This window comes from Paracoccus sp. S3-43 (genome assembly GCF_029027965.1).
GTDB lineage: Bacteria > Pseudomonadota > Alphaproteobacteria > Rhodobacterales > Rhodobacteraceae > Paracoccus.
In genome coordinates this window covers 2,025,380-2,037,124 of sequence record NZ_CP119082.1, presented here as the reverse complement: position 1 = coordinate 2,037,124, position 11,745 = coordinate 2,025,380, and the positions used below count along the sequence as shown (strand labels likewise).

The following is an 11,745-nucleotide window of genomic DNA, read 5'->3' as shown; positions in this document are numbered from 1 at the left end:
GCCTGACCGGAATATATATGGCATTTTCCGAAAGATCACGCCATTCAGTCGGGCCAATAAACGGGGGACAGAGATGCGCCAGCGTCTGGGGCGCCATATCGTGCTGATCGGGATGATGGGGGCGGGCAAGACCGCGCTCGGGTCGGAACTGGCCCGGCGGCTGCGCGTGCCCTTTACCGATTCGGATGTCGAGATCGAGACGGCGGCCGCCATGTCCATCTCGGAAATCTTCGCCCGCGACGGAGAGGCGTTCTTCCGCGACCGCGAGGCGCAGGTGATCGCCCGGATCCTTAGGGAATCGCCGCGCGTGATCTCGACCGGCGGCGGGGCGTGGATGCAGGACCGCAACCGCGCGGCCATCAGCGCGGCCGGAATGTCGGTCTGGCTGTCCTGCGACCTGGAAACCCTGTGGCACCGCGTGCGCCAGCGCGGCACCCGGCCCCTGCTGCAAACCGCCGATCCCAAGGGCACGCTGGCCCGGCTGCTGGCCGAACGGACCCCGACCTATGCCCTGTCCGAACTGACCTTTCCCGCCCGCCCCGGCGACAGCGTGGATACCGCGACGACGCGGCTGCTGGACGCCATCCGGACCGCCGATCATCCCGCCCTTGTGACCGAGACGCCATGACCCCTGATCCCGTTACCGTCCATGTCCCCCTCGGCGACCGCGCCTATGACGTGCGCATCGGCGCCGGCCTGATCGACCGCGCGGGCGGGGAAATCGCGCCCCTGCTGCGCCGCCCCCGCGTGGCCATCGTCACCGACGAAACGGTGGCCGGGCTGCATCTGCCGCGCTTGCAGGCCGCGCTGAAGGCCGAAGGCATCGCGTCCGAGGCGCTGACCCTGCCTGCGGGCGAGGCCACGAAAAGCTGGCCGCACCTGACGACTTGCGTCGAATGGCTGCTGGACCGGCGGATCGAGCGCCGCGACATCGTGGTGGCTTTCGGCGGCGGCGTGATCGGCGACCTGGCGGGATTTGCCGCCGCGATCCTGCGCCGGGGCGTGCGCTTCGTGCAGATCCCCACGACCCTGCTGGCGCAGGTCGACAGCAGCGTCGGCGGCAAGACCGGCATCAACAGCCCGCACGGCAAGAACCTGATCGGCGCCTTCCACCAGCCCTCGCTGGTGCTGGCCGACATCGCGGTGCTGGACACGCTGAGCCCGCGCGATTTCCTGGCGGGCTATGGCGAGGTCGTGAAATACGGGCTGCTGGGCGATGCGGAGTTCTTCGAGTGGCTGGAGGCGAACGCCCCCCGCCTGCGCGACGATATTGCCCTGCGCCAGCACGCGGTGGCCCATTCGGTCGCCATGAAGGCCGGGATCGTCACGCGGGACGAAACCGAACAGGGCGAACGGGCGCTGCTGAACCTGGGCCACACCTTCGGCCATGCGCTGGAATCCGCGACCGGCTATTCGTCCCGCCTGCTGCATGGCGAAGGCGTGGCGGTCGGCTGCGCGCTGGCCTTCGATCTGTCGGCCCGCATGGGCCTGTGCAGCCAGGAAGCGCCGTCGCGGGTGCTGGAACATCTGCGCCGGATGGGAATGCCCGCCGCGATCCGCGACATTCCGGGCGACCTGCCCGACGACGCGGCGCTGATCGCGCTGATGGGGCAGGACAAGAAGGTCGTGGACGGTCGCCTGCGCTTCGTCCTGGCGCGCGGCATCGGCGAGGCTTTCGTCAGCGACGACGTGCAGCCCGACACCCTGGCGGCCGTGCTGCGGGACGCCCGCTAGATCCGCTTGCGCTCGATCGGGCACATATCCTGATCGCAAAGTCCGCGATACGCTTCAGGCAAGGAAAAACCGCGCCCGGATGGGCGCGGCTTGCGATCTTCGGATCAGTTGGCCGGGGCTTCGGCGGCAGGCGGCGTTTCCGCAGCGGGGGCCGGAGCGGCGGCGGGGGCAGGCTCGTCGGCATAGGCGGCCAGGGCGTCGAAGGCGGCGGTAAAGCCTGACAGCGACAGCGTCAGCCGGACCGGGTTCTCGCGGTCGCCGCCGAACGGCAGCAGCGTCACCGTCGCGTTCGCGCCGCGTTTCAGGGCGTCAAGCTCGGCCGCGGTGAAGCCCATGCGGGACACGCAGCCCACGGGGGCGCAGAAGTTGAAGGGATAGCCGCGCGGCTCGGCCGTGCCCACCGCGAAGCCCAGACCCTGGATCAGGTCGGTTTCCAGCGGAGCGATCAGGGTCGCGCCTGCCGCGACCTCGCCGTTGCGCAGGGGAATCAGGGTCATTTCGGCGACGGAGTTGCCCTCACCATCCTTCAGCAGCTGATACAGCTCGCACGGATCCTTGCCCTGTTCGGCCTTGATGCAGCGGGTCGTCCAATCCTGGTGGGTTTCCTTGGCGTAATACTGCCCGACCTGCGGCCCGGCATCGGCGGCCGGAGCTGCGGCGGGTGCGTCTGTGGTGGAGGCGTCCGGGGCAGGGGCGTCCGTCGCGGGGGCGCCGGTCGTCGCCGCGTCGGCGGCGGGCGCCGGGGCTGCCGGAGCCTCGGGTGCCGCCGGTGCGTCTGCCGCAGGGGCTTCCGCAGCCGGGGTTTCCGCAGCGGGGGCCGGAGTGGCGGCGGGGGCGGTGCTGTCCTGCGCGAAGGCCGGGGCCGCGATCAGGGCAAGCGCGGCCAGAACTGCCTGCGAGGGTTTGATTGGCATGGTTGTTTCGTCCCTTTGCTCAATGCGTCCGGCGGACCTAGCATGTCCGCTTGCGTTTGTCAGGCCGCAACGGAAAAACCCGCCTTCACCATGGCTTGACCCGGATCGCGCCCGGCGGCGGCCTGCCTGTCATCCGCGTGACCCTGTCATCCGCGTGACACAGGGCGCTGTCATGAGGGTGGGGCGAAATTCAAAGGGTCGTGGCGCGAACCACGACCCTGACGCCTGACGGCGAACCTCTCCCTGCCGGACTGGCCGGTCATCATTGATCTGCACGCTAGTCGCGGAGCCGTGATCCGTCAACTGTCCAGATGCCAGGCGCCGATCACAAAAAAGCCGCGCCCGAAGGCGCGGCAGTTCAACAGGGAGGAAGGTTCGCGCATCGACGACCGTGATGCCGAACGATTCGCATAGTGGCATGAAGGGTTTAAGATTGTATTGTCCCGGCGAACGCCGCATCGGCGCGGCACGCAACAGGCGGGGACAGGCATGGCGGGCGTGGTGGACGACCAGGCGAATTCGGTTTTCGTGGGCGGCGGCGGTCCCGGCCATGCCAGCCCGCAGTCCCTGCTGCTGAAATACGCCAACCGCCACGGCCTGATCGCGGGCGCGACCGGCACCGGCAAGACCGTCACCCTGCAAACCCTGGCCGAAAGCCTGTCGCTGGCGGGCGTTCCGGTCTTCCTGTCCGACGTAAAGGGCGATCTGGCGGGCCTGTCGCGTCCGGGCACCGTCGAAGGGCCGCTCCACGGCCCCTTTTCGGAACGCGCCGCGCAGATCGGCCTGGACCTGGACTATCAGGCCTTTCCCGTCACCTTCTGGGATGTCTGGGGCCAGGCGGGCCATCCGGTCCGCACCACGCCCGCGGATATGGGGCCGCTGCTGCTGTCGCGCCTGATGGACCTGACCGATGCGCAGGAGGGGGTGATGAACATCGCCTTCCGGCTGGCCGATGAACAGGGGCTGGCGCTGCTGGATCTGAAGGACTTGCAGGCGATGCTGGTCTGGGTGGGCCAGAACGCCGCCGACCTGTCGCTGCGCTATGGCAATGTCGGCGCGGCCAGCGTGGGGGCGATCCAGCGGGCCTTGCTGGTGCTGGAAAACCAGGGCGGCGACCGGCTGTTCGGGGAACCGGCGCTGGATCTGTCCGACATCATCCGCCAGGATGCGTCGGGCAAGGGGATGATCAACATCCTGGCCGCCGACCGGCTGATGCGGTCGCCACGGCTGTATGCGACCTTTCTGCTGTGGCTGCTGTCCGAACTGTTCGAGCAGCTGCCCGAGATCGGCGATCCCGACCGCCCCCGCATCGCGTTTTTCTTCGACGAGGCGCATCTGCTGTTCGACGACGCGCCCAAGGCGCTGATCGACAAGATCGAACAGGTCGCGCGCCTGATCCGGTCCAAGGGCGTCAGCCTCTGGTTCATCAGCCAGAACCCGGCCGACATCCCCGAGGGCGTGCTGGGCCAGCTTGGCAACCGCATCCAGCACGCGCTGCGCGCCTTTACCGCCAAGGACCAGAAGGCGCTGCGGATGGCGGCCGAAAACTATCGCGCCAATCCCGATTTCGACACCGCCCAGGCGATCCAGCAGGTCGGCACGGGCGAGGCGGTGACATCGCTTCTGGAAGCCAAGGGCGTGCCGGGCATCGCGCAACGCACGCTGATCCGCCCGCCCTTCAGCCGCATCGGTCCCGTCAGCGACGCCGAACGGGCGCAGGTGATGGACGCCTCGCCGATGGCGCTGAAATACGGGCGGGCCCTGGACCGCGAATCCGCCCACGCGATCCTGGCGCGGCGCGCGGCCGAGGCCGCGAAAGCCAGGGAAACCGACGCCCTGTTCGACATGACCCGCAGCGAATACCGCAATGCAAGGCGGTATCGGCCGCGAACCGAGGCGGGGGACGGGGGCGATGGCGATGGCGATGGCGGGCGTCCGGCGCGGGGCCGGGCATCCCGCAGCGATTCGATCGTGGAAACCTTCGGCAAAAGCCTGGCGCGGCAGCTTGGCACCAGATCGGGCCAGGCCATCGTCAGGGGTGTGCTGGGATCGCTGTTCCGGGGACGCTGATCGCCGCGCCCATCTGCGCCAGCATCGCCGCGCCGATTCGCGCGCCCGTCCTGACCGGCACCGCCGCGCCTGCCACCGCCGCGCCCGCCACCGCCGCGCGCATGTCGGCCAGGATGGCGATCATCAACAGGATATGGCGGTGCATGTCGTAATCGGCCGCACGTTGCAGGCGGGCATCGTTCAGCAGCGCCTCCTCGGCGCGCAGGCGGGGCAGGGCGGCGCCGGGGGCGGGGGTGTGATCCAGGCGCAGCAGGCGCTTCAGGTCGCGATCCCGGCGCCAGCCCGACTGCCCCTCGCGCGCGGCCCGGATCAGGATGCGCGGCCGGCGCAGCGGCTGGGCCACGACGCGGGGACGGAAGGCGATCACGTTCGGCATGTAGCTCATTTGAACTGTCCCATTCAGGTTGGCGAGATCACCTTCACACAACCTTAACGGGTGTTGCCTCTCCGTTTGTCGCACCGTGCGCTGAGGCAACGTATCTTTAGGATTTGTTAGGGAATGTTGCGGCTATCTGCTGATGTCAGCCGTTCATTAACCACGTTTAACGCAACCCAAGGTAGTGAGTTCCCCCCTGCTGCCAAGGATGACAAGGGACCAGACATGACGCTTTTGACCGGTGATTTCGCCATCGACCGCCTTCCCGCGGAGCACCGTTCCCTGACCGAGGCCATAGGCAAGCCTGCCGACGATCTGCCCGACGACGCCCGCCTGTATCTTCGCCATGTCGAAGAAGGCCAGTCGATCCGTGCCCTGGCACGGTCCGAAGGGTGTCACGCATCCACCATCCTGCGCCGCATCCGCCGGTTCGAGGCGCGGCGAGACGATCCTCTGGTCGACGGCGCCCTGACCGAGGTCGCGGATCGTCCCCGGCAACCGGATGAACGCCAGATCCTGCGGATCCTGCGGCGCCTGGCCGAACCGGGCGCGATCCTGGTCACGGCCGAAGGCATGGACAAGGCCATCGTCAGCCGCGACGACATCAGGACCGCCGTGCTGGATCGCCGGGTCGCCGAGGTGATGGCGCTTCGCGGCTGGGTCGTGCCCTCGGCCGCGCCGGGGCGGGTTCAGCGTTACGCCATCGCCCCGGCCGGGCGCGACGCCCTGCGCGGGATGCTGCGCTCCCCCCGGCAGCGCAAGGCGGTGCCCGGTCCCGGCGATTTCACCGATGCCAGCCCGGTGACCAGCGACACCGGTCCCGGCATGGCCGAGGCGCCCGCCGGCTTCGATCATGCCGACCGCCACCGGGTCTGGGAAAAGCGCGTCATCGAAGACCCCGAGGACGGCCGCCGCCGCCGCATCCGCGTCAACATCGCCGAAAGCCCGCTGCTGCTGCTGGCGCGGCGTCGCGACGGGGCGGGCAAGCCCTTCCTGTCGCCCGGTCTGGTCGCGGCGGGCGAACGCCTGCGCGAGGATTTCGAACTGGCCCAGATGGGACCGCGCGTGACGCAGAACTGGACCGGCTTCATGACCTCGGGGATCGATGTCAGCCGCAGCGGCGGCGGCTATCGGGGCGGATCCGAATCCGCGCGCGACCGGGTGGCGATGGCGCTGCGCGACCTTGGTCCCGGCATGGGCGACATCGTGTTGCGGGTCTGCTGCTTCCTGGAAGGGATCGAACTGACCGAACGCCGTCTGGGCTGGTCGGCCCGGTCGGGCAAGATCGTGCTGCGCCTGGCCCTGATGCGCCTGGAACGCCATTACCAGGAAACCTACGGCAGCGGCTCCCGTCTGATCGGGTGATGAAAAGGGGCGCCGCGGGGCGCCCCTTTCAGCTTGATGCGGCCGGTGGCGGATCGCCTATTCGGCGGCGTGGCTGTGGGCGGCCTTTTCCGCCCGCGCCGCCCGGATCCCGGCGCCGTAGGCCGGGCTGATCCGGTCGAAATGCACAAGCGCCCGTTCGACCACGTCTTCGTCCGCGCCCTCCATGGCGGCGGCGATGTTCTTGTAGAGCCGCGCGCGTTCGTCGTCGTTCAGCACCCGGTCGTGCAGCGCGCGGGGCTGTTCGTAATCGTCGATCCGCTGGCGATGCGGCTGGCGCGCGGCCACGCCGGCCAAGCGCAGCGGCGGCTCGGCGAAGGACGGATCCTCGACCGCGCCGCCCCGGCTGTTGGGCTCGTAATAGGCGTCCGTGCTGCCCGTCACCTGGCCGAAGAAATTCATCTGCCCGTCCTTGTGATAGTGATGCACCGGGCATTTCGGCGCGTTCACCGGCAGGTGTTCGTAATGCGTTCCCAGCCGGTAACGATGCGCGTCGGCATAGCTGAAGACGCGGGCCTGCAACATCTTGTCGGGGCTGTAGCCGATGCCGCGCACCTTGTTCGACGGGCTGAAGGCCGCCTGTTCGATCTGCGCGAAATAGTTATCGGCATTGCGGTTCAGTTCGAACTCGCCGACCTCGATCAACGGGTAATCCCCATGCGGCCAGACCTTGGTCAGGTCGAAGGGATCATAGGGCGTCTTGTCCGCGTCCAGTTCCGGCATGATCTGCACATACATCGTCCAGCGGGGGAATTCGCCCCGCTCGATCTTGCCGAACAGCGCCTCTTGATAGCCTTCGCGGCTGTGGCCGATGATCTCGGCCGCCTCGCCGTTGGTATAGAAGCGGTGGCCCTGCCGGGTCTTGAAGTGGAACTTGACCCAGAAGCGTTCGCCGTCCTTGTTCCAGAAGGAATAGGTGTGGCTGCCGAAGCCGTCCATGAAGGTCGGATCCTGCGGCAGGCCCCGGTCCGACATCAGGATCGTCACCTGATGCAGCGATTCGGGCACCTGGCCCCAGAAATCCCACATCGCCGTCGGGCTGCGCAGATTGGTGCGCGGATGGCGTTTCTGGGTGTGGATGAAGTCGGGGAATTTCAGCGGGTCGCGCACGAAGAACACCGGCGTGTTGTTGCCGACCAGATCCCAGTTGCCTTCGTCGGTATAGAATTTCAGCGCGAAGCCCCGCACGTCGCGTTCATGATCCGCCGCGCCCATCTCTCCGGCCACGGTGGAAAACCGCGCCAGCATCGGGGTGGTCTTGCCGACCGCGCCGAAGATCGAGGCCTGCGTATAGCGGGTGATGTCCTGTGTGACGGTGAAGGTGCCGAAGGCGCCCCAGCCCTTGGCGTGGACCACGCGTTCCGGGATGCGTTCGCGGTTCTGATGCGCCAGCTTTTCCAGAAGCTGATAATCCTGCATCAGCATGGGGCCGCGGTCGCCAGCCGTTTCGCTGTGCTGGTTCGAGGCGATCGGCGCGCCCGCCGTCGTGGTCATCCGGGGGTGGCGGGGGGTGTCCTGGCTCATGTCCCAACTCCTTGATGTGGTTTGCTTGTGTCTGGCATGGACCATGAATAAATAGAAATCGGATAATCCGATTGCGGCAATAAGGGATCCTGATGAACATCACCCTGCGCCAGTTGCGCTATTTCCTGGCCTTGGCGCGAGAGGCCCATTTCACCCGCGCGGCCGAGGCGATGCATGTCACCCAGCCCGCCCTGTCGATGCAGATCCGCGCGTTGGAGGACGAGCTCGGCAGCCCGGTTGTCGAACGCACGCCGGCGGGCGTGGTGCTGACCCCGCAGGGGCGCGCCCTGGAAAGCCATGCCCGTCAGGTCATGGCGGCGATGGCCGGGCTGGAACAGGCGATGCGCCAGCCGGGGCAGGGCGGGCGGCTGATGCTGGGGATGATCCCGACCGTCGCGCCCTATCTTCTGCCGCAGGCTTTGCCGATCCTGCGCGCCCGCGACCTGAGCCGAGACCTGCATCTGAGAGAGGCGCAGACCGACCGGCTGGTCGAGGAACTGGCCCAGGGGCGGCTGGACGTGGCGGTGGTGGCGACCCCGCCCGAGACCGACGACCTGGTGGCCCTGCCGCTGTTCACCGATCCTTTCCTGCTGGCGGGCAGCCAGGACCGCATCGCCCGCCTGGGCCCGTCGCGACCCGAGCCGCGCGACCTGGATCCCGGCCAGTTGCTGCTGCTGGACGAAGGGCATTGCCTGGGCGACCAGGCGCTTGAGGTCTGCGGCCTGCACCGCCGCAGCGCCCGGCTGGATCTGGGCGCGGCGTCGCTGTCCACGCTGTGCAGGCTGGCGGCGCAGGGAATGGGCCTGACCTTCCTGCCGCAACTTGCGGTCCGCCAGGAATGCGCGGCCGCGCCCGGCCTGGCGGTCGTGCCCTTTCCCGACCCCCAGCCCTGCCGCGAGGTTCTGCTGCTGCGCCGCGCCTCGACCCCGGCGGGGGGCTGGTTCGACGAACTGGCAGGCGTGCTGGCCGAGACGGGCGAAAGGATGATGGCGGAAGGGTGTTGACGGGCGGGGTCGGCGGCGGTCGGTGCAGCGGCGACGTGTGGGACGACAAGCAATACTTGTCCTGCGATCGCCGCGAAAAAGGCCGCCCTTTCGGACGGCCTTCAAGGTTCAAGCCTCTTCGGCGACCTTCGTGGTCTGCAACCACTCCAGCACCGATTCCGGCGAGGTGGCGCCATAGGGATCCTCGGCGCAGTCGTCGCAGCGGCCGGGTTCCTCGAACCAGGCTTCCACCACGCCGTCATTGACGACGGCGGCATAGCGCCAGGACCGCGCGCCGAAGCCCAGGTTGTCCTTGCGCACCAGCATCCCGACCTTGTCGGTGAATTCGCCCGATCCGTCCGGGATGACGGTCACGTTCTTCAGATTCTGCGCCTTGGCCCACTGGTTCATCACGAAGCTGTCATTGACCGACAGGCAATAGACCGCGTCGATGCCCAGATCCTGCATCTGCCCGAAGGCCTTTTCGAAGCCCGGCAGCTGGTAGGTCGAGCAGGTCGGCGTGAAGGCGCCCGGCAGCGAGAACAGCACCACGCGCTTGCCCGCGAAATAGTCGTCGGTCGTCATGTCCTGCCAGCGGAACGGGTTCGGACCGCCGACGGATTCGTCGCGCACGCGGGTGCGGAAGGTCACGAGGGGCAGCTTGTCTCCGGCTTTCATGTTTAGCTCCTGTCATCTTGGGCGCGGGGTCGGTCCCGCGCCCTGCTTCCTCCCCCTGTCCGCCAAACTATCGCCGCGCCGCGGCAATGGCAACGCCGCATGGCAGCATCACTGGGAACCGAAACGGCACTTGCGGCCTTGCCAAGCAGCGCCATCTCATCAGGAATTTGCCCATGCAGGACATTGCCGCCCTTATCCAGCAGCCCGAAGCCTGGATCGCCCTTGCCACGCTCATGGTGATGGAGATCGTGCTGGGCATCGACAACCTGCTGTTCATCTCGATCCTGTCGAACAAGCTGCCCGAGGAGCAGCGAGACCGCGCCCGCAAGATCGGCATCGGCTTGGCGCTGATCCTGCGTTTGGGCCTGCTGGCGACAGTCGCCTGGATCGTGCAGCTTACCCGGCCGGTCGTCACGGTCCTGGGCAACGAGCTGTCCTGGAAGGACATGATCCTGATCGCCGGGGGTCTGTTCCTGGTCTGGAAGGCCACCAAGGAAATTCACCATCACGTCGATCCGACCGACCATGAGGACACCATCGTCGGCACGGCATCCCTGACCTTCGGCGGCATGATCGCGCAGATCCTGATGCTGGATCTGGTGTTTTCCATCGACAGCATCATCACCGCCGTCGGCATGACCCCGCATGTGGAGATCATGGTGGTCGCGGTCGTCGTGGCGGTCGCGGTCATGCTGCTTGCGGCCGGTCCGCTGGCGACCTTCATCGGCCAGAACCCGACCATCGTGATGCTGGCGCTGTCCTTCCTGCTGCTGATCGGCACGACGCTGATCGCCGAGGGCTTCGGGGTTCATGTCCCCAAGGGCTATGTCTATGCCGCGATGGCATTCTCGGCCAGCGTCGAGGCGCTGAACATGTGGGCCAGGAATGCGCGCCGGAGGAAGGCCGGGCGCTGAGGCGCCGCGCGATGGGGCTTGTGACGGCGCCCTGTGGTACCCGAGGTCGGACTCGAACCGACATGCCTTGCGGCGGCGGATTTTGAATCCGCTGCGTCTACCATTCCGCCACTCGGGCCTTCCGCGTTCCGCCTAAATCGGGGCGCGGGGTTTTGCAAGGGGTCAGGCGCGGCCCAGCTTTTGCAGCCGCGCATCCCGCAGCCGGGCGAAGTCGTCGCCCGCGTGATAGGATGACCGCGTCAGCGGCGTCGCCGACACCATCAGGAAGCCCTTGCCATAGGCCGCCTTTTCATAGCCCGCGAATTCCTCGGGGGTGACGAAGCGGTTGACGCGGTGGTGCTTGGGCGTCGGTTGAAGATACTGGCCGATGGTCATGAAGTCGATATCGGCGGCGCGCATGTCGTCCATGACCTGCAAGACGCTGCCGCGATCCTCGCCCAGGCCGACCATGATGCCGGACTTGGTGAACATCGCCGGGTCCAGTTCCTTGACCTTCTGCAACAGCCGCAGCGAATGGAAATAGCGCGCGCCGGGCCGGACGGTCGGATACAGCGCGGGGACCGTTTCCAGGTTGTGGTTGAACACGTCGGGCCGCGCCTCGACCACCGTTTCAACGGAGCCGGGCCTGGATTTCAGGAAGTCGGGCACCAGAACCTCGATGGTCGAATCGGGGCTGCGGTGGCGGATGGCCCGGATCGTCTGGGCGAAATGCTCGGCCCCGCCGTCGTCCAGGTCGTCGCGGTCGACGCTGGTGATGACGACATGCTTCAGCCCCAGCTTCTGGACGGCATGGGCGACCCGGCCGGGTTCGAACACGTCCAGCGCGTTGGGCTTGCCGGTGGCGACGTTGCAGAAGGTGCAGCCGCGCGTGCAGATCTCGCCCATGATCATCATCGTGGCATGGCCCTGCGACCAGCATTCGCCGACATTCGGGCAGCCCGCTTCCTCGCAGACGGTGGACAGGCGGTTGTCCTTCATGATGTCGCGGGTGCGCTTGTAGCCGTCCGAGGTGGGGGCCTTGACGCGGATCCAGGCGGGCTTCTTGGGCTGCGCCTGGTCGGGCCGGTGGGCCTTTTCAGGATGTCGCTGGTCGGGGATCCGAAGGTCGCGCAAGGCATGTCCTTTCCGTCGCGGTTCCGCCAGAAATAACCCTTTGGCACATCAAGCGC

Annotated in this window: 11 protein-coding genes and 1 tRNA gene; 6 read left to right on the top strand and 6 right to left on the bottom strand. The window is 67.5% G+C overall.

Annotated features, from left to right (window positions below; genetic code table 11):
- Positions 1-73: 73 nt before the first annotated feature.
- Positions 74-628, top strand: a complete 555-nt coding sequence (locus PXD02_RS10645; protein ID WP_473092015.1) for a shikimate kinase — start codon at positions 74-76, stop codon at positions 626-628.
- Positions 625-1,734, top strand: coding sequence for a 3-dehydroquinate synthase (gene aroB / locus PXD02_RS10640; protein WP_275103857.1), 1,110 nt, complete (start codon positions 625-627; stop codon positions 1,732-1,734). Before PXD02_RS10645 ends, aroB begins: the two co-directional genes overlap by 4 nt.
- Positions 1,735-1,838: 104 nt before the next feature.
- Here aroB and PXD02_RS10635 read toward each other — a convergent pair whose 3' ends face one another.
- Positions 1,839-2,648: an invasion associated locus B family protein gene (locus tag PXD02_RS10635; protein WP_275103856.1), complete on the bottom strand. Its 810-nt coding sequence runs from the start codon at positions 2,646-2,648 to the stop codon at positions 1,839-1,841.
- 489 nt (positions 2,649-3,137) lie between these two features.
- Here PXD02_RS10635 and PXD02_RS10630 point away from each other — a divergent pair, with 489 nt between their 5' ends.
- A complete protein-coding gene (locus PXD02_RS10630; protein WP_275106402.1) occupies positions 3,138-4,718 on the top strand; it encodes a helicase HerA-like domain-containing protein in 1,581 nt (526 codons plus the stop codon).
- Here PXD02_RS10630 and PXD02_RS10625 read toward each other — a convergent pair.
- Positions 4,681-5,103: a DUF6477 family protein gene (locus tag PXD02_RS10625; RefSeq protein WP_275103855.1), complete on the bottom strand. Its 423-nt coding sequence runs from the start codon at positions 5,101-5,103 to the stop codon at positions 4,681-4,683. The two genes, PXD02_RS10630 and PXD02_RS10625, sit on opposite strands and share 38 nt — an antisense overlap.
- 216 nt (positions 5,104-5,319) lie before the next feature.
- Between PXD02_RS10625 and PXD02_RS10620 the strand changes: the two genes are divergently transcribed.
- Positions 5,320-6,459 (top strand): DUF6456 domain-containing protein, encoded by a 1,140-nt coding sequence (locus tag PXD02_RS10620; protein ID WP_275103854.1) that lies wholly within the window; start codon positions 5,320-5,322, stop codon positions 6,457-6,459.
- A 57-nt stretch (positions 6,460-6,516) separates the two neighbouring features.
- Here PXD02_RS10620 and PXD02_RS10615 read toward each other — a convergent pair whose 3' ends face one another.
- Positions 6,517-8,001, bottom strand: coding sequence for a catalase (locus tag PXD02_RS10615; protein WP_275103853.1), 1,485 nt, complete (start codon positions 7,999-8,001; stop codon positions 6,517-6,519).
- Positions 8,002-8,093: 92 nt separating this feature from the next.
- Between PXD02_RS10615 and PXD02_RS10610 the strand changes: the two genes are divergently transcribed.
- A complete protein-coding gene (locus PXD02_RS10610; RefSeq protein WP_275103852.1) occupies positions 8,094-9,005 on the top strand; it encodes a hydrogen peroxide-inducible genes activator in 912 nt (303 codons plus the stop codon).
- A gap of 108 nt (positions 9,006-9,113) precedes the next feature.
- Here PXD02_RS10610 and PXD02_RS10605 read toward each other — a convergent pair whose 3' ends face one another.
- Positions 9,114-9,662 (bottom strand): peroxiredoxin, encoded by a 549-nt coding sequence (locus PXD02_RS10605; RefSeq protein ID WP_275103851.1) that lies wholly within the window; start codon positions 9,660-9,662, stop codon positions 9,114-9,116.
- A gap of 173 nt (positions 9,663-9,835) precedes the next feature.
- Here PXD02_RS10605 and PXD02_RS10600 point away from each other — a divergent pair, with 173 nt between their 5' ends.
- Positions 9,836-10,576 carry a TerC family protein gene (locus PXD02_RS10600; RefSeq protein WP_275103850.1) on the top strand — a complete coding sequence of 247 codons (741 nt, stop codon included), beginning with the start codon at positions 9,836-9,838 and terminating at the stop codon, positions 10,574-10,576.
- Between the two features lie 34 nt (positions 10,577-10,610).
- Here PXD02_RS10600 and PXD02_RS10595 read toward each other — a convergent pair.
- Both PXD02_RS10595 and lipA read right to left on the bottom strand, forming a co-directional pair.
- Positions 10,611-10,694 (bottom strand) — tRNA-Leu (locus PXD02_RS10595).
- A gap of 44 nt (positions 10,695-10,738) precedes the next feature.
- Entirely contained in the window at positions 10,739-11,719 is a 981-nt protein-coding gene (lipA, locus tag PXD02_RS10590; RefSeq protein ID WP_473092082.1) for a lipoyl synthase, read from the bottom strand.
- Positions 11,720-11,745 lie beyond the last annotated feature (26 nt).